Raw genomic sequence first — 19,081 nt, 5'->3', positions numbered from 1 at the left:
AATGCAGGCGGTTTTGCATTCAGACAATACGCCCAATAAAAGAGCAGAACATTTCTGTTTTTACATAAAAGCTGAGAATACAAAACGCCGCGCTGAAAGATCAGCGCGGCGTTTTTTAAAAAACCGGATCAGCAGTCAGGCGAGTGAGCGTTTTTTCGCCCGTTCGGCCACACGCCGGCGAATGCTTTCAACATCCGCGCGCGGAGTGGCCGCAAACAGCTTCTTGGTATAATCATGGCGCGGATGATTGAACACGTCATCCCGTGTGCCATATTCCACCACTTCGCCGAAATACATCACCATCACCTCATCGGCAATATAGCGCACCACGGAAAGATCGTGACTGATAAACACATAAGTCAGGTCAAACTCTTCCTGCAGATCAGCCAGAAGATTAAGCACCTGCGCCTGTACGGAAAGATCAAGTGCGGAAACCGGCTCATCCAGCACCAAAAGGCGCGGACTTAACATCAGCGCACGCGCAATGGCAATACGCTGGCGCTGACCTCCGGAAAACATATGCGGATAACGGTTGAAATGCTCACGGCCAAGCCCGACCTTGAGCAGCATCTGCATTGCCTTTTCCTGACGTTCTTCCGCTGTCATTTTTGTATTCAGCAAAAGCGGCTCTGCCAGCACATCACCGATTTTCTGACGCGGATTGAGTGAACCATAAGGGTTTTGAAACACGATCTGCACACGCTGGCGCATTTCGCGGCTCAAGCCGTCTTCGGCAATATTGACCGGATGACCGTCAATCAGCAATTCGCCGGATGTCTGCGGATCAATCAATGTCAGAATACGCGCCAGCGTTGATTTACCACAGCCGCTCTCGCCGACGATTGCCAGCGTTTTGCCCTTTTCAACCGAAAAGCTGACATCCTTGACCGCATGTACCGTTTTACCCTTGGAGAATAATCCGCCGCGTGTGTGATAATCCCGCACAATATTGCGGGCTTCCAAAACGATTTCACTCATATGGCGGCTCCTGATGTGGCAGTATTCTGCATCACAAAATCCGATACAGTTGGCAAACGGTCACCGGTGGCATTTTCCGGCAGGGCGGAAAGCAGAGCCTTGGTATAAGGGTTTTGCGGATTTTCAAACAGCGACAGCACATCCGCATCTTCCATCTTGTGCCCTTTATATTGCACAATCACACGGTCTGCGGTTTCTGCCACAACCCCCATGTCATGAGTGATCATGATCAGCCCCATGCCATGCTCTTCCTGCAGCCGCATCAGAAGATCAAGAATCTGCTTCTGAATCGTCACGTCAAGGGCGGTGGTGGGCTCATCGGCAATAAGCAATTTCGGATTACAGGCAATGGCCATTGCAATCATCACACGCTGACACTGCCCGCCCGACATCTGATGCGGATAGCTGGACAGACGCTCGGCCGCATCGCGGATCCCGACCAGTTCCAGAAGCTCAACAGCACGGGCACGGCGCTGTGCCTTACCCATCCCCAGATGATAACGAAGCACCTCTTCAAGCTGGAAGCCCACCGTAAAACACGGATTAAGGCTGGCAATCGGCTCCTGAAAAATCATTGATATCTCACGGCCGATAATTGCCCGGCGCTCTTTTTCACTGATTGTCAGAAGATCACGGCCGTCAAACACCATCTTGTCTGCAGTCACAGTTGCGGTTTTGGGCAACAACCCCATAACCGCAAGCATGCCAACGGATTTGCCAGAGCCGGATTCACCGACAATGGCCAGCACTTCGCCGGAATCCACAGTAATATCAATGCCGTCAACGGCTTTGAAAAGCCCTGTTGACGTATCAAAAGCAACTGTCAGATTTGTAATTTCCAAAAGAGCCATCATCAGCTCCTCTTCAGTTTCGGGTCAAGCGCATCGCGCAGGCCATCGCCCACCAGATTGATCGCCAGAACGGTGATCAGAATAGCAAGCCCCGGAAATGTAACAACCCACCAGGCACGGGTGATAAATTCGCGTGCTTCTGCAAGCATTGTGCCCCATTCCGGTGTTGGCGGCTGTGCCCCCATACCAAGAAAGCCAAGAGCCGCAGCATCAAGGATTGCATTGGAGAAAGACAATGTGCCCTGCACGATCAGCGGCGCAATACAATTTGGCAAAATGGTTTTGAACATCAGGCGCAGTCTTCCCGCGCCGGCAAGCTTGGCAGCAACCACATATTCACGGTTTTTCTCCGCCATCACCGCAGCGCGGGTCAGGCGTGCGAAATGCGGCTGCAACACCAGCGCAATGGCAATCATGGCATTCATCAGCCCGGGGCCGAGAATGGCAACCAGCACCAGCGCCAGAATAAGCGACGGAAAGGACAGGATAATATCCATTACGCGCATGATGATTGTATCAACCACCCCGCCGAAAAAGCCCGCAACCAGCCCCACAGTCACACCGGAAATCAGCGATAAAACCACCACGACAAGACCGATAAACAGCGAATATTGCGAACCGTAAATCAAACGGGACAACACATCGCGGCCAACCGCATCTGTGCCAAGCAGAAAAGCCGCCTTGCCGCCCTCTTCCCACACCGGCGGGGTAAGCAGCGCATCGCGATATTGCTGGGTCGGATCATGCGGTGCCAGCAAGGGCGCAAAAACCGCAATCAGCACCAGAGCAATAAAAATGAAAAGACCGATAACCGCCCCGCGGTTAACACTGAAATAATACCAGAAATCGGCCAGCTGACGCCGAAGCGACATATCAACCGGCTTATCCACAGGCACTGTAGAATCACTCATCACAAAACCTCACTTATGCCGGATGCGCGGATTGATTAAGCCGTAAAGCAAATCAACAGCCAGATTAACAACCATAACCAGAATGGCGATCAGCAGCAGGCCGCCCTGTACGGACGGATAATCACGACGGAAAATACTGTCGATCATCCATTTGCCGATCCCCGGCCAGGAGAATATTGTTTCAGTCAAAATAGCGCCACCGAGCAAAACGCCAACCTGCAGGCCAATTGTCGTGACAACAGGAATAAGCGCATTGCGCAAGGCATGAAGCCCGATAACACGCCGCTGGCCAAGCCCCTTGGCACGCGCTGTGCGCACATAATCCTCACCCAGCACTTCCAGCATGGCAGAGCGCGTTTGGCGGGCAATCACAGCCATAGGAATGGTTGCCAGCACGATTGTCGGCAAAATCAGGTGTGAAACCGCAGAGGCAAAAGCCCCTTTTTGCCCTGACAGCAAGCTGTCAATCAGCATGAAACCTGTGACCGGCGGGAAAAAATACATCAGCGAAATACGGCCGGATACCGGTGTCCACTGCAAAACGCCGGAAAACAGAATGATCAGCAGCAAGCCCCACCAAAAGATCGGCATGGAATAACCAACAAGGGCAACCCCCATAGAGGTCTGATCAAACCAGGAGCCGCGTTTGACCGCAGCAAACACACCGGCAGGAATACCAATCAGCACTGCGAGCACAATTGCACAAACCGCAAGCTCGATCGTTGCCGGAAACAGCGCCATAAATTCTGCAATAACCGGCTTTTTTGTCACCATAGACATGCCGAAATCGCCATGCAGCAGGTTCCAGATATAATCCAGATATTGCTGCCACATCGGTTTGTCGAAACCAAATTGATGCATCAGTTCCGCATGGCGCTCAGGCGAAACGCCGCGCTCACCTGCCATCAGCAACACCGGATCCCCCGGCAATACCCGCACAAAACCGAAGGCAAGCAAAGTGATGCCTAAGAATGTCGGTATAAGATAAGCAATTTTACTTAAAACAAATCGTATCATGGATACAGCAAGACCGGGCGCTGAATAAACCACCCAGCGCCCGGTCATTCTCCCTTAAGAATTACTCGGAAATATCAACGCCGTCAAAGCGATGAATACCGACAGGGTCCATCTTATAACCGGTTACTTTGGTTGACATAGGCATAAACACGGTTGAATGCGCAAGTGTATTCCATGGAGCTTGCTCCTTGAAAATAACCTGTGCCTGCTCATAAAGCTTGGCACGCTCAGCCTGATCAGCAGTTACCTTTGCCTTCTGAATCAGCGCCTCAAAGTCTTCATTACACCATTGCGCACGGTTATTATTTCCGACACCAGCACAACCGAGCAAAACACCAAGGAAATTATCCGGATCACCATTATCACCGGTCCAGCCAAGGATCACAGCACCATCGCGGTCTTTATCGCTCGATTTCTTGAGATATTCACCCCATTCCATCGAAACGATTTCAGCCTTGACACCAACCTTTTCAAAGTCGGCTTGCATCAGCTCTGCAGTGCGGCGCGCATTTGGCATATACGGGCGGCTGACAGGCATAGCCCAAAGCTTCATTTTCAGGTCTTTTACGCCGGCAGCTTCCAGTGCTTTTTTCGCGGCTTCCGGATCATATTTATCATCTTCAATAGCATTATTATAACCCCACATTGTTGGCGGGATTGGATTTTTGGCAACCTGACCGGAAGACTGGAACACAGCATCAATAATAGCCTGCTTATTGACGGCCTGATTAAGTGCTTTACGCACTTCCGGCTTATCAAAAGGCGCGACAAGTGTATTATAAGCAAAATACGCAATATTCAGACCGGCCTGCTCCTCAACCTTGAGGTTTTTATCAGCCTTGAGGCCTTCAATATCAGCAGGTGCAGGATAAGCCATAATATGGCATTCGCCAGCCTTCAGCTTCTGTGCACGAACTGCAGGATCTGTCGTAATTGCAAAGACAAGATCATCAATTTTTTCTTTACCACCCCAGTAATCAGGATTGGCTTTATAACGAATGATTGCATCCTTCTGATAGGCTACAAAAGTGAACGGACCGGTACCCACAGGGAACTGGTTCATATTTTCCTTTTTGCCCTCAGCCTCAAGTTTATCAGCATATTCCTTGGAAAGAATAGAAGCAAAATCCATTGCCAGATTAGCAATAAAAGGCGCTTCAGGACGGGTCAAAACAAATTTAACCGTGTGGTCGTCCACCTTGACAATTTCCTTAATCAAGGTGCCCATTTCCATACTGTCAAAATATTCATAAGAAATACCCGCAGTATATTCATGCCACGGGCTGCTCTTATCGCTCTGACGGTTAAATGAGAAAATCACGTCATCGGCATTAAATTCGCGTGTTGGCGTAAAATAATCTGTTGTCTGAAATTTTACGCCCTTGCGTAAATGGAATGTATATTCCAGACCATCTTCTGACACGTCCCACTTCTCTGCCAGCCCCGGAATAACTTTTGTTTCTCCGTGCTCAAATTCAACCAGCCGGTTATAGGCTGTGCGCGAAGCAGCATCAAACGTATCACCACCTGTATAAGGTGCCGGATCAAATCCTTCCGGTGAAGCTGGTGAACAATAAACAAGCGTCTTGGCTGATGCCGCAGCCGATGCGCCAAACATCATTGCTGCGGTTAAAGCTGTCGCAGCAAAAAACTTTGCAGAAATTTTCATCTTAGGCCTCCACCCGATAGATTTGCCGCAGCCATTCTTAAGCCGCAGTCTGGGTTAAAAAAGCATTTTGCACGGCAAAAAGGCAAGTTGATTTTACGTTCCGGTCAATGATGCGTATGTTTTAGAACCATTTCAATATAACAAAACAATAATATATATTTGATTTTAAAACATATTTCACGATTTTAAATCGTTTTATCAGGCAATGGAAATTCGCTGTTTTTCTCTGTAAAACTGTTAAAAACAGCAAGGCGGATATATATCAAAATAAGAATCGCAGCAGTACCCGATGTTACGCCAACTCTTTGATTGATCAGAATAAACAGGACAGGACTATGAGTGCGAACAAAGATGTCATACAACAAACAACAGATGACGTGCGGGAACAAGCACAAAAACTTATCACCGCAGCCACCTATGGCGCACTTGCGGTACTTGATCCGCAAACAGGCCATCCCGGTGTAACGCGCGTGGCAGTTGCAACCGATTACGATAATACCCCCCTGCTTCTTGCCTCAGGCCTTGCCTCCCACACACCGGCGCTTGATGCAAATCCGGCCTGCTCTCTCCTTCTTGGCGAACCTGCCGTAAAAGGCGATCCGCTTGTCCATCCGCGGATTACACTTGCGTGCCGCGCACAAAAATTCACCCGTGAAGATGAAGATTATCCTCGCCTGCGCAATCTGTTTCTGGAGAAGCGGCCAAAAGTAAAACTCTATATCGACCTTGGCGACTTTGTTATTTTTCGTCTCAATATTGAAAGTGCATCGCTAAACGGTGGCTTTGGCAAAGCCTACCAATTAAACGCAGAAGATATTCTGCTCACAAAAGTAACAGCAAATGTAATAAAATAAATGTTCTGAAAACGACACAACACACATCGGCTCATAACAAGCACCTGACTTAATTTTCAAATCGTAAATTACGGTTCACGAAAATGTGCATAAGTCGCAATTATTTTTATCCGCGAAATTTGCAGGATGATTTATTTTCATCACTTCATGAAAATAAATCATTATAAAATTCTATATTTATTTGTACTTTTAATGACATAAGCCGAATTTTGTGAAATCAGGACACATAAAAATTCATCCACAATCAAATCGATTATAGTCTTGAAGCAAAATCAAATTTTTCAACCTATTTAAAATAATTCTTGCAAATATCAATTCTATTGGTAGTTGTAATAGTGCGTTTGTAATTTTCTTATAAACGCGCCAACAAAATTGCTGTCATACGGGGGTAGGACTGCACATGAAACATGATAATATTTATTCCAATCTTGTCGATAATGCTGATCAGGCGGCCGATTTTCTTTCGGCTCTGGCCAATAACAAGCGTTTGCTGATCCTGTGCAAGCTGCTTCACAACGAAATGTCCGTTGGAAACCTTGCAAAAGCCATTGATCTCAGCCAATCAGCGCTGTCACAGCACCTTGCAAAATTGCGCGCGCTCAATCTGGTATCAACAAGGCGGGATGCGCAAACCATTTATTATATTGTATCTTCACCGCATATTGAGCTGGTGCTGTCAACCTTGGGCAGTCTTTACCTGTCCCGTACTGAAGAAAAACGGGAAGCATTCGCTTAAACCCTGATGATCCATCAGAATAATAATATTACGAACGTAATATTCATTGATAATCAAGAAGATAAGCGCCTAGGCGCTTATCTCGACATAAAAGAAAAAGATCTCGTTGGCCGGCAATCGAGATTCATTGCAGAAGGCAAGGTTGTTTTAAATGTCCTTCTGAATTCGTCGTATTTTGAGACAGAATCCATACTTATTTCAAAAAATAAGCTTGCAGGAATGCAGCCGATACTTAAACATTGCCCTGCACAAGTTCCGATCTATGTTGTCAGCCCGGATCATATGGATAAGATCGCCGGCTTCCATGTCCATCGCGGTATTCTTGCTGTCGGCAAAAGAAAAAATGAAAATAATATCAATGATTTAATTAATAACCTATCATCTAATTCCCTGCTTGTCATTCTCTGCGGCATATCCAATCACGATAATATCGGCTCTGTTTTTCGCAATGCAGCCGCGTTCGAAGCTGCTTGTGTACTTCTGGATGAAACCTGCTGTGATCCGCTTTATCGCAAGGCTATCCGCGTCTCTGTGGGCGCCAGCCTGCAAGTGCCCTATGTGCAGGCTGGTAATATTGACAGTATAGTCCAGACGGTTTCAAAAGCCGGTATTCAGCTGATTGCTCTTTCACCCGGCAGCAGCCAATCCCTGTATGAATTACCGGTTTCAGGCCCCGCAGCCCTGCTGCTTGGTACGGAAGGCGAAGGCTTACCTCAACATCTTCTTACATCGCTGCAAACAGCGCGCATCCCTATGTCAAAACAATTCGACAGCTTGAATATTGCCACAGCCTCCGGCATTGCGCTGTCCTGTCTCAGCCGTACCAAATTCAGCTAATTCGGCTAATTCCGTTTTTAAAACTGTATAATAATTTAATAATCACAATTCAAAAAGATAAATATGCACCTATTAGTTGCATTAATATTACCTAAATTATTGATCCGCTAAATATACTAAATATATGAAATATAATAGTATTTTACTTATACAAAGTATGCTTCAAAAGAAATTGATACAATCTATCAAAATCCGAGATACAGCCTTCAGCTTATAGTATTATTAAGGCAGTCAGCCGCCTTTAAAAACTGTTACCAATATAACAATCGCCAATTATAATTCATCTTTTAAAACCGGCATTTTTACAAGCCAGCCCATACCTCTCAGATCAAGGTAAATCATATAAAATATGCATCACAGTACAGATTATTCAAAACCTGATTATGTCCCCTCCTGTCATTGTTATAAATCTGTTTTATGTAAAAAATCATATTCCGCACTCATTCTGCCCCCTGTTGAGAGGGGAGTATATAAATGCCACAAACATTATACTCCGCCCTCCCCTGCATCAAAAAACGAATCAAAAAAATGCCTGCACAAGGCAGGCATTTTATGCGTGTGATTTTTATTAAAAGATCAGGCAGCAGAAACAGGGGATGATGTCGCATTCGGAACATCGTCAGTCAGACGGCGGAGCATTTTCTCCGCTTCCGGCGCCCGTTCCGAACGGGCAATAAAACCACCGCCATAAACACGGGCACTATTGCTGTCGTCAGAATAAAGGGCGCAAGCCTGCCCCGGCGCTATACCGCTTTCCCCGTCAATCAGTTCCACCCATGTCTGCCCATCAGCATGATGCAGCACTGCAGGTTTAGGCGGACGTGTTGAACGTACTTTGGCAAAAATTTCCATTCCTTCCGCAGGCAGGTCACCAAGCGGGCAATCCCCCAACCAGTTCACATCACGCAGAAAGACTTTATGGGTTTCCAGCGCCTCACGCGGCCCCACAATAACCCGCGCATTGGCTGCATCCAGATGCACAACATAAAGCGGCTCACCGGTGGCAATGCCGATACCGCGGCGCTGGCCAACAGTATAATGCACAATCCCTTCATGATCACCCAATACACGGCCATCTATATGCACAATATGCCCGCGTGTTGCTGCTTCCGGTTTCAACCGTGAAATAATATCGGAATATTTGCCCTGCGGGACAAAGCAAATATCCTGGCTGTCCTGCTTTTTGGCAACGGTAAGCCCCATCTCCTCAGCCATTGCGCGCACCTGCGCTTTAGGCAGATTGCCAAGCGGAAAGCGCAGATAATCAATCTGCTCCTGCGTAGTGGCAAAAAGAAAATAGCTCTGGTCACGGTCTGAATCCACCGGCCGGTATAAAGCGCGATGCGCACCATTGGCGCCGCTGCGGATATAATGGCCGGTTGCCAGTGCCGCCGCGCCCAGATCCCGCGCTGTAGCCAGAAGATCGGCAAATTTTACCGTTTGGTTACAGGCAACACATGGAATAGGCGTTTCACCACTGACATAGCTGTTGGCAAAAGGATTAATCACCGCCTCACGAAAACGCGCTTCATAATCCAGCACATAATGAGGAATACCGAGACTTTCGGAAACACGGCGTGCATCTTCAATATCCTGCCCCGCACAGCAGGAGCCGGCACGATGCACGGCAGCGCCATGATCATAGAGCTGAAGTGTAACACCGACAACATCATAGCCTTCCCGCTTGAGAATGCCGGCCACAACAGAAGAATCAACGCCCCCGGACATTGCAACAACAATGCGCGTATCCTCCGGCTTACCGGGTAAATCGAGGCTGTTCAGTTTCATGATAGATCCGCATCTGGGCATAAAGCCCTAAATCTTGCTGTAAATTCTCCCCTTATATAGGCTATTCATACACGACTTGCCAAGATGCCGCAGGGAAAACGTGTTTTTTAAATATTTTATTCCGGCCTCAAAAGACGGAAAAATGCATAAAAACCGCTCAAATACGGCATTTTTCAGCATTTCAGGCGCATTCTTTAATAAAAATTATTATTTATTACCAGAGCCTTACCAAGTGTTTAGCTCTTTTTTAAAGCTGTGCCGTTATCGTGATCTGCGATTGGGTCCTTGAGTGTTGTGTAGAGAGTACAATGACCGATCTGGTAAGACCACGAGTAAAATATGTCATCGGCCCGGACGGCAGTCCGCTCACCGTGGCAGATCTGCCGCCGTCAAATACACGGCGCTGGGTCATCCGCCGCAAGGCTGAAGTTGTTGCCGCCGTGCGCGGCGGCCTCCTCAGCCTTGAGGAAGCCTGCCAGCGTTATACGCTGACAGTGGAAGAGTTTCTGTCTTGGCAGTTGTCCATCGACGAGCATGGCCTCGCCGGTTTGCGGACAACCCGCATTCAACAATACAGACACTAATCATTATAACCTCCAGTGAGGTCTGTAATGACACAAAATAAGGATTTGCCGCCTCTCGCGGTGCATTCTGGAGATTAAGCCGGAGAGTTCATCTCCGGCTTTCTTCTTTTTTTAAAAGCAGTTTCGCCAATGAAACACCCCGCATCCGCGCCCGCATATTGCACACGCAAGCCCTTACATTTCATGCAGCTCGCCAGTCTGCCCGCCACTTCCTGTATCTGCAAACAAAAATGCATAATTCCTTAGACCGCGGGGTTTAAGGAATTATGCATTTAAAACGATGTTACGCGCTCTGAACTTCAGCGCAAATCCACAAGGCTGAAGCGGAAAGATTTGGTTATGACGCGCCGGTAATAGGAATTATCAGGCAGCGGAGCTGAGCATACTTATAAAAACATACTTAGTCGTATGCGAGCACCGAAAACGGAGAAAACTGCCATTTATAATCCGCCGGAACCAAAATCTCAGCCGATCATAACACGACGATCATAAACCGGCGCCTCTTCAGCTTCACGCATTTTGCCATCCCGGGTTTCCAATGCTTCTGCACGGGAAAGGTCTGCTTCAGCCTCAAGAAGTTCAGCTTCCGCGGCTTCTTTCTGCGCCATCAGATCACGGATCGAATCAAACAGATTATCGCGGCGCTGACGTGCAGCCTTGGCAAAAGTCGGATAAGCAAAATGTGACGTGTCAGTGATACCGGCCTTGCGCTCTTCTGACTGAATCTGCGCGTCCAATTCCCCGGCCATACGCTCAAACTCACCCATCATCAAATCAAGCTGGCCGATTTGCCGGCGCTTTTCTTTTACCTGAAACAATTTCAGCCGGACAAGACTCTCACGTGGCTTCATACGCATTACTCCTTGAACACCATCCCCACAAACGCTGATTTGCACCCCGCCGCCTGTGAGCTACCCTCTACGCAAAAGAAACCCCTGAATTTTGAAACAAAAAATTAAGATTTAAGGTTTTTGGTAACCATTCCTTTACGTACAGCGTTAATCATAGCGGTTAGGACTTAAGGCTAGGTAAATTAGCTGTGTTTTTTCAGCAACATTAAAACTTTGAATCCGATGAATCAGTTGCAAGGATTTCTTAAACCTTTTTATTAAGAAATAAACTGGCTCTTTTTCATTTGTTTTCAACGCTTTAGCTGAAAATTCTACCTTTTGAATATTTACTATTGCCAAGAAGAATCATATTTTGTTAACCATTCGGTGGCAGACTTGGTTCAAAGCGAGTGCTGTAGGCAGATAACTGCCGGATCAGGTTAAGCGGCGAAAAAAAGGATTCTGAGATGCGCGTTCTTTTGATTGAAGACGATAGTGCAATTGCACAAAGCATCGAGTTGATGCTCAAGTCTGAGAGCTTCAATGTTTACACAACAGATCTGGGCGAAGAAGGCATCGATCTGGGTAAACTTTATGATTATGATATTATCCTGCTGGATCTGAACCTGCCGGATATGTCGGGCTATGAAGTGCTGCGCACATTGCGCCTCTCGAAGGTTAAAACCCCTATTCTCATCCTCTCCGGCATGGCAGGCATTGAAGATAAGGTTCGGGGCTTAGGCTTTGGCGCTGATGATTATATGACCAAGCCTTTCCATAAAGATGAGCTGATTGCCCGTATTCATGCAATCGTTCGCCGCTCCAAAGGCCATGCACAATCTGTTATCACCACCGGCGATCTGGTTGTAAATCTGGATGCCAAAACTGTTGAGGTTGGCGGCCAGCGCGTTCACCTCACCGGCAAGGAATATCAGATGCTGGAGCTGCTCTCCCTGCGTAAAGGCACCACCCTTACCAAGGAAATGTTCCTCAACCATCTTTATGGCGGCATGGATGAGCCGGAACTTAAAATTATTGATGTCTTCATCTGCAAATTACGCAAGAAGCTTGATGCCGTTTCCGGTAATCAGAACTATATTGAAACCGTATGGGGGCGCGGCTACGTATTGCGCGATCAGGAAAGTATCGAACATCGTGAAATTGCCTGATTAGGCAGGCTTTCACTTCTTTTAAAAAAGGCCGGAGCATCATAACAGATACTCCGGCCTTTCAATATATAAGCCCCGCCAAATGAACTGCCCCATAATTGGACGATCAGCAGGCTCAGGCGTTTTTTTAATATCTTGCAGCAAAAGATATAAAAAACCGCATAGCCGGATAACCATGCGGTTTCAAAATTTTACAGCTGTGCATTATTCAGCATAGTTACGCATCAGCACGCAAACGGCCTATTCATTATCTGCCAGGGTTCCCGCATCTGCAGCAACTGCAGCATCATCATTTTCAGGCACATCACCTGCAAAAGCCGGCTCAACCTGTTTTTTAACGGCGCGAAAGGCAATTTCCTCCTCGCTCTCGTCAATAATAATATCCATTCCGGCCTCTTCAGCCAGCAATAATGTGTAGTAAGGCTGCACAGAATGGGCATCAATTGCCTCTTCCGGCACAATACCTTCATGCAGCGCCTTGAATTTTTGCGGAACACGCAACATGCGGCCACGGGTTTTGACACAGAATTTCGGATCCGTTTCAACATCTTCCAGCACCACATCCAGATTTCCGCCACGCGGAATAGATGAAATACCGGTCAAAATCAGGTTAAGCAGTAATTTAACCTGATTTTTGGGCAGAAAAGCGCGATTTCCTGTCCAGGTAAATTCCGGTTTTTCATTGGCCATATAGGCTGAAGCAACATTCTGAGCATCACCGGTATCAATCTGCACCCCTGCAGAACCGGCTGCACCAAATGCAATCCGGGCAAATTGCAGACGGGCAGAAGCATTGCGCGCACTGGCAGCAATCAGCGCCATTGCATCTTCATCCGCCCCGCCCTCTTCCAGCAGTTCCAGACCGTTATTAATCGCACCGACAGGGGAAATAATATCATGGCAAATGCGGCTGCACAGCAATGCCCCCAGATCAGCAGCAGAAAGAACAACAGGCAAGGACATAGATCTTATCTCCAAATCTCGTAATTGCCCGCAGGCAAATTTCATTTCCGGTGCGCAGCACATTTCATATCTGCCGCACACGCTCCGCTTTTTACATATATATCCGGTCTATCTGGTAACAATATCCGGCCTGTCCGGCAACAACGGCAGATAACGAATCACTCTTATATGAAGTGATAACAGGATCATACGCCGGCTGCAGGCCGCAATTATGCGCCAACAGGCTTAATGATTACCAAATATATGCGTAAAAACAATTTCAAAGCGGTTTCATTAAGCCATTGAAAGGACAATTTTCCATATAAACATTTCAACAAGGTTTTTGCGTTTAAAATAGCATTTGAATCTGTGCGGGAAATAAGGGCTATTGCCTGTTTTTGCCGTCATAGCAATTGCACAGCACCAAAAACAGCCTGTGCACACCGGATAAAGCAATCATAAGAATTGCACATCCGAACAGGGATAAAACAGAGGCGGAAAGTTTCTGCCCGCTGTTTCAAGACCACAGGACGGGGCCGATTTTCATCGGAAACAAGGCCTGTCCGCGTCAGCCAGAGTGAGCCAAGCAGCCAGAAGGATATATTTATGGCGACCCTAAACCTGTCCTCTTTCCGTATGCGATGTGCCGCGGTTCTGTTAGGATTTTTGGCTCTGTTCATCATGTTTTCGCAACAGGCCAGAGCCAATGAAGGCTTCAGCATGGAGGAGATCATTGCTTCCGGCCACCGTTTTTTTGGCTCAACATCAGGCGGCATAGCTTCTGCAATTGAAAAAGTATTCCAGAATTACGGCCTGCCAAATGGCTATATTCTGGGGGAAGAAGGCTCAGGTGCATTTGTCGGCGGCCTGACCTATGGCGAAGGCATGCTTTACACCAAAAATGCCGGCGATCACAAAACATACTGGCAAGGGCCTTCTCTTGGCTGGGATTTTGGCGCGCAAGGCTCCCGCGTTATGATGCTTGTTTATAATCTGGATGATGTAAACCAGGTATACGGGCGCTATGCCGGTGTCTCCGGTTCTGCCTATGTCATTGCGGGTGCCGGTTTCAATGTGCTTAAACGCTCCAATATTTTACTGGTGCCAATACGCACCGGTGTTGGTGCAAGGCTTGGTGTCAATATTGGCTATCTGAAACTAACACCGCGCGCCACATGGAACCCGTTCTGACTTTTATCGGGGCAATAAGATAATTTAAGAGAGGATGATGCAATTCTCTCTTATTCGTCTTTAACGGATCTGTCCCGCATCTGTATTGCATAGGATGAAAGAGCCGCTCAATAAAGATCAGAATCAGTAAAAAACAAACGCCGGCATGATACGGCAATACAGCCCGCCCTATAATCTGCAGGCACCGGAGATGATCAGAACGTGATACAATCAGCACTGGTTTTTCTGCTGGGCTTTTTATGCGCAGCATTTCTGATTTTACTGGTCGCGCCATTATTCTGGAAGCGGGCGCATTATCTGTGGCAAAAACAGATGGCCGCGCAATTACCGGTTTCTCTCACATCTATTGAAGCAGACCGCGATCTGCTGCGCGCCACCCATGCTGTTGCCCTGCGCAAAGCAGAAATGCAGGCTGCCGCCCTGCGGGAAAAGCATATACAAGCCCTGTTGCAGATCAGTGCTGACCGCAGCGAACTCGAAAAAATTCCCCAACTTAAACATGAGCTTGACCAGTTACAGCAACAACAGAAAAATGATCATAGCCATATTGGCGCCTTGCAGGATGAACTCTCTGTTTTACAGAGCCAACAACAAAGCGCATCGCAAGAAAATGCTCGCCTGCAACGTCAGAGCGAGGCCTTGAGCAAACTTAGTGATACTTTGCGGCAGGACGTTGCCGCACGTGAAAAGGAAGCCGATCGTCTGCGTCGGGAAGCGCATGATCTGCGGCAAGAAAAAAAACAACTCATCAGCGCCAAATCAGAACTGGCCTCACAGGTGATCGCATTGGAAACATCGCTTGAAAGTGAAAAGCGCCGCAATCAGGCGCTTGAAGAAAAATTACACCGGCTGATCACCGAACTTTCAGATACGAAAGAAAAGCTGGAGCGCCACAGTAAAGATCTTTTGCGCGCGCAAAAACAACCTGAACAGATTGCGCAGGCGCTGAGTGCCGGTGATCAGAAACTGCGTGAGCAAATCAGTGAACTGGCAGCAGAAATGGTTGCCAGAACTGCAGCAAAGGAGGGAGAAAACTCTCCTATTCACGCATTATTGAAAGAAGCGCCGCAAATACCTGATACTGGCAATAAAAGCCGCAAGAAAAAATCAAAACCTAAAAGCCTGGCAGGACGGATTAAAAAAATCAACGTCTGAGCCAGCTCAGTTCGGGATCAGGCAACTATAGCGCGGCGCAATATGTAACAATATTCGTTGCGCTTTGCCGGTTATGAAGAACAAGCCGCGCCATCATCGCATATATGGACGCCGATATATCACGGTCTCCGGAACCTTTTGGCTCCATCTGCCAGCGGATTTTCATGAAAAATAAAATGGTAGCGGAGGACGGATTCGAACCGCCGACACAAGGATTATGATTCCTCTGCTCTAACCTACTGAGCTACTCCGCCCCAGATTGCCTGCAATGCCATATCAGCTCTTTGCGAAGCACCTGTTCTCATTGGGGAACGGCGCCCGTATAAGGTGCTATATGCATAGCTGTCAAGCACTGTTATGCATAAATCGTCCTTGTAATCCATCTTTTGCAAAGTTATTGAGTTTTCAACAAGCAAAGGCAGGAAAATATGGCACCGCGTATAGCAGTTCTCGGTTGTGGCTATTGGGGCAACAACCATATCCGCACTCTTAAGAGCCTCGGCGCTCTGGCAGCTGTCTGTGATATTGATCCGTCACGCTCGGCAAAATTTGCTGCCGATTATGGTGTTGAGCAAATCAGTGTGGATGATCTTTTTTCAGCAAAGCATATTGATGCGATTGTTATGGCGCTGCCGGCGCAGTTTCATGCGCAATATGCAATCCGCGCTGTGGAGAACGGTAAGGATGTACTGGTTGAAAAGCCAATTGCCCTGACGGTTGCTGATGGTGAGGCTGAAATTGCCGCCGCCCGAAAATATGGCCGTATTTTTATGGTCGGGCATATTCTGCGCTTTCATCCGGCTTTTGAAAAACTACTGCAATTGGCGCAGGCGGGTGAGCTTGGCAAGATCGGTTATATTCAGGCGCATCGCATTGGTCTTGGCAAGTTTCATGGCCAGAATGATGCACTCTGGGATCTTGCGCCGCATGATTTGTCGATGATCCTGGCGCTGACAGGCTGTGAGCCGGATGAAATCCGCGGTGAAGGTGCGGCAATGATCGATCATCTGAGCGATTTTGCTCATTTGCACATGCATTTTCCCAATGGCATCCGCAGCCATTTATTTGCCTCACGCCTGAACCCGATTATGGATCGCCGTCTGGCAGTCATCGGCGATAAGGCAATGGCCGTTTTTGATGATGCAGAACCCTGGGAGCGCAAGCTTGCCCTTTACCGCCATAAAATCTGGCAGGAAAACGGGCAGATTGCCTTTACCAAAGCCGATCCGGATTATGTGCCGCTACAGGAAGGCATGCCGCTGACACGAGAGCTTGAACATTTTATCCATTGTATAGAAACACGTGAGACGCCGCGCACCAATGGTGAAGAGGCTGTGAGTGTTCTGCGTATTCTGACCAAGGGGACCGTGCACCATCGGGCACATTCGTCTTAATCACAGATATTTGAGATATCCGGCTCTGTGCCAGAGCGGTAATATTAATAAATTAAGATAACTGACCACAATTGGCTGTTTTTTCTTTTAAAAAACCGCCTGATTGTAAAAAAATCCGGATAAGGATGATAAAACAAAAAGATAATGCGGCTTATCGGAGCAATAAACCAGCAGGCCGCTTATTGTGACTATTCTGCGAAATAACGGGAGACGCGATATTCCGCACCTGCCTCAAGCTGTGTTACATTATTTGCTAAACAGTGAATGATCCAGCATGGCGAAGTCTCTTTTACGGGACTAAATAATACTCGATTCGCGGGTGCGCGCGTGCAGTTTGCGGATCAATTGATATTGGAGCCGATATGCAATTCATTGATCTTGTGAGCCAGCGCGCTCGCATTGAAGACCGTCTTAATGCTGCAATTCTTAAAGTTGTTGCGGAAGGCAAATATATTCTCGGGCCTGAAGTGGCCGAATTTGAAAAGCAGCTGGCAGATTATGTGGGTGTAAAACATGTTCTGGCCTGCGCCAATGGCACAGATGCGCTGCAAATGCCATTAATGGCTATGGGCATTGGCCCTGGCGATGCTGTATTTTGCCCAAGCTTTACTTTTGCTGCAACGGCAGAGGTCGTGGCATTGGTTGGCGCTGATGTTGTATTTGTGGATGTCGAAAAAGACACCTACAATATGAATGCTGCGCAGCTTCAGGCTGCCATTGATGCCGTGCGCAAGGAAGGCCGCCTGAAGCCAAAGGCAATTATTGCCGTTGATCTGTTTGGCCTGCCGGCTGATTACCGCGCAATTATGGCTATTGCCGACAAAGAAGGCTTGAAAGTAATCTCTGATGCTGCCCAGTCAATCGGCGGCAAACGTGACAATGCCATGTGCGGCTCTTTCGGCCATGTGGGCGCTACCAGCTTCTACCCTGCCAAACCCCTTGGCTGCTATGGAGATGGCGGCGCAGTCTTTACCAATGACGATGAACTGAACGACATTCTGCGTTCCATCCATTTCCATGGTAAGGGTGAGAGCCAATATGACAATGTTCGTATCGGCCTGAACTCACGCCTTGATACAATTCAGGCTGCGGTTTTGCTGGAAAAACTGGCTATTCTTGAAGATGAGATGGAAATCCGCCAGAAGGTTGCACAGCGCTATGCAGATGGTCTTGGCGATATTGTCAAAGTAACCCGCCCTGCCAGCGGCGTGCGCTCTGCATGGGCGCAATATTCTATTGAAACCGAAGGCCGGGATGAGCTGAAGGCACATTTGCAGTCAAAGGGTATTCCTTCAGTCATCTATTATGTAAAGCCGCTGCATCTGCAGACTGCCTATAAACATTACAGGGTTGCTCCGGGCGGTTTGCCGGTTTCAGAAGCCCTGCCCTCACGCATTTTAAGCCTGCCAATGCATGCTTATCTTTCGCAAGAAGATCAGGACAGTATTATAGCTGCAATTCGTGAATTTCACGGCAAATAAGTTATAAAACATTCTATATAAAATAAATATAAAGGCCGGGTGAAAGAACATCCGGCCTTTATGCTGGATTATTCTCGTCAGCATTATGCAATATAATAAATATTCAGAACGGCTCCGATGTCTCTATTTTAAACAAACCATATAAGATAAAACCCATCTGTCTCACATATTGAATTTTAAAAAAAATAATATATTCCTTTGAATAAATTAGCTTTCGCGATAGTAAGAGATGAAAAACCCTCTTTAGTCAGAAATTTTGGCGTGGAATATTATATGATTTTGCACTGTGGAATTTAAAAAACCTTGGGATTTCAACCTTCTTAACAGCTTTGTTCCAAATATTGATACAAATTCGCAACAATTATTCCCCAAATTTATTGCGACTGACTTTAGATAACTTCTCATGCCACACTCATGGATGCGAAAAACTGTGTACTTTGGAGGAAGTAACATGTCGGAGGCCCCCCTATTGCAGAAAACGCGCAAGAGCAGATATATGCACAATCGTCATAAACTGCTTTTTACCAGTGCCGCCTTGCTGACGACGACAAGCTTAGGCTCAGGACCTATTAAATTGGTTGCATGACGAGTGGTGAGTTGATTCAATGGCGACGTCAGGAGGCGTTGCTATGAGTGATTTGTTTTGGTTGTCGCCGGCGCAGATGCGGCGGATTGAGCCATATTTTCCACTGTC

At 47.4% G+C, this 19,081-nt stretch carries 16 protein-coding genes, 1 tRNA gene and 1 pseudogene; 9 read left to right on the top strand and 9 right to left on the bottom strand.

Going from position 1 to position 19,081, the window contains the following annotated elements; translation table 11 throughout:
- Window positions 1-135: 135 nt before the first annotated feature.
- From ACSTTO_RS04705 to ACSTTO_RS04685, 5 genes are all read right to left on the bottom strand, one after another.
- Window positions 136-978, bottom strand: coding sequence for a dipeptide ABC transporter ATP-binding protein (locus ACSTTO_RS04705; protein ID WP_439271991.1), 843 nt, complete (start codon window positions 976-978; stop codon window positions 136-138).
- The gene (locus tag ACSTTO_RS04700) at window positions 975-1,829 is read right to left on the bottom strand and encodes an ABC transporter ATP-binding protein (RefSeq protein ID WP_439271990.1); all 855 of its coding nucleotides are present in this window, start codon (window positions 1,827-1,829) and stop codon (window positions 975-977) included. The genes ACSTTO_RS04705 and ACSTTO_RS04700 overlap by 4 nt, the downstream gene beginning before the upstream one ends.
- 2 nt (window positions 1,830-1,831) lie before the next feature.
- On the bottom strand, window positions 1,832-2,740 hold the full coding sequence (locus tag ACSTTO_RS04695) for an ABC transporter permease subunit (protein ID WP_439271989.1): 909 nt from the start codon (window positions 2,738-2,740) through the stop codon (window positions 1,832-1,834).
- A 9-nt stretch (window positions 2,741-2,749) separates the two neighbouring features.
- Entirely contained in the window at window positions 2,750-3,757 is a 1,008-nt protein-coding gene (locus ACSTTO_RS04690) for an ABC transporter permease subunit (RefSeq protein WP_439272178.1), read from the bottom strand.
- A gap of 61 nt (window positions 3,758-3,818) precedes the next feature.
- The gene (locus ACSTTO_RS04685) at window positions 3,819-5,426 is read right to left on the bottom strand and encodes an ABC transporter substrate-binding protein (RefSeq protein WP_439271988.1); all 1,608 of its coding nucleotides are present in this window, start codon (window positions 5,424-5,426) and stop codon (window positions 3,819-3,821) included.
- A gap of 335 nt (window positions 5,427-5,761) precedes the next feature.
- On the opposite strand from ACSTTO_RS04685, the gene ACSTTO_RS04680 reads away from it, so the two are divergent.
- From ACSTTO_RS04680 to ACSTTO_RS04670, 3 genes are all read left to right on the top strand, one after another.
- Window positions 5,762-6,280, top strand: coding sequence for a HugZ family pyridoxamine 5'-phosphate oxidase (locus ACSTTO_RS04680; protein ID WP_439271987.1), 519 nt, complete (start codon window positions 5,762-5,764; stop codon window positions 6,278-6,280).
- A 400-nt stretch (window positions 6,281-6,680) separates the two neighbouring features.
- Window positions 6,681-7,016, top strand: coding sequence for an ArsR/SmtB family transcription factor (locus tag ACSTTO_RS04675; protein ID WP_439271986.1), 336 nt, complete (start codon window positions 6,681-6,683; stop codon window positions 7,014-7,016).
- Window positions 7,017-7,022: 6 nt separating this feature from the next.
- Complete coding sequence (locus tag ACSTTO_RS04670) at window positions 7,023-7,853, top strand: TrmH family RNA methyltransferase (protein WP_439271985.1); 831 nt, start codon at window positions 7,023-7,025, stop codon at window positions 7,851-7,853.
- Between the two features lie 576 nt (window positions 7,854-8,429).
- On the opposite strand, the gene mnmA is transcribed toward ACSTTO_RS04670, so the two are convergent.
- Window positions 8,430-9,641 carry a tRNA 2-thiouridine(34) synthase MnmA gene (gene mnmA, locus ACSTTO_RS04665; protein ID WP_439271984.1) on the bottom strand — a complete coding sequence of 404 codons (1,212 nt, stop codon included), beginning with the start codon at window positions 9,639-9,641 and terminating at the stop codon, window positions 8,430-8,432.
- Between the two features lie 308 nt (window positions 9,642-9,949).
- Here mnmA and sciP point away from each other — a divergent pair, with 308 nt between their 5' ends.
- Window positions 9,950-10,225: a CtrA inhibitor SciP gene (sciP, locus tag ACSTTO_RS04660; RefSeq protein ID WP_075655983.1), complete on the top strand. Its 276-nt coding sequence runs from the start codon at window positions 9,950-9,952 to the stop codon at window positions 10,223-10,225.
- A 464-nt stretch (window positions 10,226-10,689) separates the two neighbouring features.
- On the opposite strand, the gene ACSTTO_RS04655 is transcribed toward sciP, so the two are convergent.
- Complete coding sequence (locus ACSTTO_RS04655; RefSeq protein ID WP_439271983.1) at window positions 10,690-11,076, bottom strand: flagellar export protein FliJ; 387 nt, start codon at window positions 11,074-11,076, stop codon at window positions 10,690-10,692.
- Window positions 11,077-11,522: 446 nt separating this feature from the next.
- Between ACSTTO_RS04655 and ctrA the strand changes: the two genes are divergently transcribed.
- A complete protein-coding gene (ctrA, locus tag ACSTTO_RS04650; RefSeq protein WP_439271982.1) occupies window positions 11,523-12,224 on the top strand; it encodes a response regulator transcription factor CtrA in 702 nt (233 codons plus the stop codon).
- Window positions 12,225-12,563: 339 nt separating this feature from the next.
- Here ctrA and chpT read toward each other — a convergent pair.
- Window positions 12,564-13,187, bottom strand: a pseudogene (gene chpT, locus ACSTTO_RS04645) (histidine phosphotransferase ChpT); the annotation flags it as partial.
- Between the two features lie 585 nt (window positions 13,188-13,772).
- Here chpT and ACSTTO_RS04640 point away from each other — a divergent pair.
- Entirely contained in the window at window positions 13,773-14,357 is a 585-nt protein-coding gene (locus ACSTTO_RS04640) for a DUF1134 domain-containing protein (RefSeq protein WP_439271981.1), read from the top strand.
- A 201-nt stretch (window positions 14,358-14,558) separates the two neighbouring features.
- Window positions 14,559-15,512 carry a coiled-coil domain-containing protein gene (locus ACSTTO_RS04635; protein WP_439271980.1) on the top strand — a complete coding sequence of 318 codons (954 nt, stop codon included), beginning with the start codon at window positions 14,559-14,561 and terminating at the stop codon, window positions 15,510-15,512.
- 177 nt (window positions 15,513-15,689) lie between these two features.
- Here the strand turns inward: ACSTTO_RS04635 and ACSTTO_RS04630 are convergent.
- Window positions 15,690-15,766: transfer RNA gene (locus ACSTTO_RS04630), tRNA-Met, on the bottom strand.
- 174 nt (window positions 15,767-15,940) lie between these two features.
- On the opposite strand from ACSTTO_RS04630, the gene ACSTTO_RS04625 reads away from it, so the two are divergent.
- Both ACSTTO_RS04625 and ACSTTO_RS04620 read left to right on the top strand, forming a co-directional pair.
- Window positions 15,941-16,906, top strand: coding sequence for a Gfo/Idh/MocA family protein (locus ACSTTO_RS04625; protein WP_439271979.1), 966 nt, complete (start codon window positions 15,941-15,943; stop codon window positions 16,904-16,906).
- A 362-nt stretch (window positions 16,907-17,268) separates the two neighbouring features.
- The gene (locus ACSTTO_RS04620) at window positions 17,269-18,387 is read left to right on the top strand and encodes a DegT/DnrJ/EryC1/StrS family aminotransferase (RefSeq protein WP_439271978.1); all 1,119 of its coding nucleotides are present in this window, start codon (window positions 17,269-17,271) and stop codon (window positions 18,385-18,387) included.
- The last annotated feature ends 694 nt before the right edge of the window (window positions 18,388-19,081 follow it).

Origin of the sequence: Pseudochrobactrum albidum (assembly GCF_051851455.1) — a bacterium.
GTDB lineage: Bacteria > Pseudomonadota > Alphaproteobacteria > Rhizobiales > Rhizobiaceae > Pseudochrobactrum.
This window is presented reverse-complemented; position numbering and strand designations above follow the sequence as displayed.

Excerpts from the sequence above, each read along its gene's own strand:
- ACSTTO_RS04705 (WP_439271991.1), bottom strand. The coding sequence starts at position 978 with ATGAGTGAAATCGTTTTGGAAGCCCGCAATATTGTGCGGGATTATCAC.
- ACSTTO_RS04700 (WP_439271990.1), bottom strand. The coding sequence starts at position 1,829 with ATGGCTCTTTTGGAAATTACAAATCTGACAGTTGCTTTTGATACGTCA.
- ACSTTO_RS04695 (WP_439271989.1), bottom strand. The coding sequence starts at position 2,740 with ATGAGTGATTCTACAGTGCCTGTGGATAAGCCGGTTGATATGTCGCTT.
- ACSTTO_RS04690 (WP_439272178.1), bottom strand. The coding sequence starts at position 3,757 with ATGATACGATTTGTTTTAAGTAAAATTGCTTATCTTATACCGACATTC.
- ACSTTO_RS04685 (WP_439271988.1), bottom strand. The coding sequence starts at position 5,426 with ATGAAAATTTCTGCAAAGTTTTTTGCTGCGACAGCTTTAACCGCAGCA.
- ACSTTO_RS04680 (WP_439271987.1), top strand. The coding sequence starts at position 5,762 with ATGAGTGCGAACAAAGATGTCATACAACAAACAACAGATGACGTGCGG.
- ACSTTO_RS04675 (WP_439271986.1), top strand. The coding sequence starts at position 6,681 with ATGAAACATGATAATATTTATTCCAATCTTGTCGATAATGCTGATCAG.
- ACSTTO_RS04670 (WP_439271985.1), top strand. The coding sequence starts at position 7,023 with ATGATCCATCAGAATAATAATATTACGAACGTAATATTCATTGATAAT.
- mnmA (WP_439271984.1), bottom strand. The coding sequence starts at position 9,641 with ATGAAACTGAACAGCCTCGATTTACCCGGTAAGCCGGAGGATACGCGC.
- sciP (WP_075655983.1), top strand. The coding sequence starts at position 9,950 with ATGACCGATCTGGTAAGACCACGAGTAAAATATGTCATCGGCCCGGAC.
- ACSTTO_RS04655 (WP_439271983.1), bottom strand. The coding sequence starts at position 11,076 with ATGAAGCCACGTGAGAGTCTTGTCCGGCTGAAATTGTTTCAGGTAAAA.
- ctrA (WP_439271982.1), top strand. The coding sequence starts at position 11,523 with ATGCGCGTTCTTTTGATTGAAGACGATAGTGCAATTGCACAAAGCATC.
- ACSTTO_RS04640 (WP_439271981.1), top strand. The coding sequence starts at position 13,773 with ATGGCGACCCTAAACCTGTCCTCTTTCCGTATGCGATGTGCCGCGGTT.
- ACSTTO_RS04625 (WP_439271979.1), top strand. The coding sequence starts at position 15,941 with ATGGCACCGCGTATAGCAGTTCTCGGTTGTGGCTATTGGGGCAACAAC.
- ACSTTO_RS04620 (WP_439271978.1), top strand. The coding sequence starts at position 17,269 with ATGCAATTCATTGATCTTGTGAGCCAGCGCGCTCGCATTGAAGACCGT.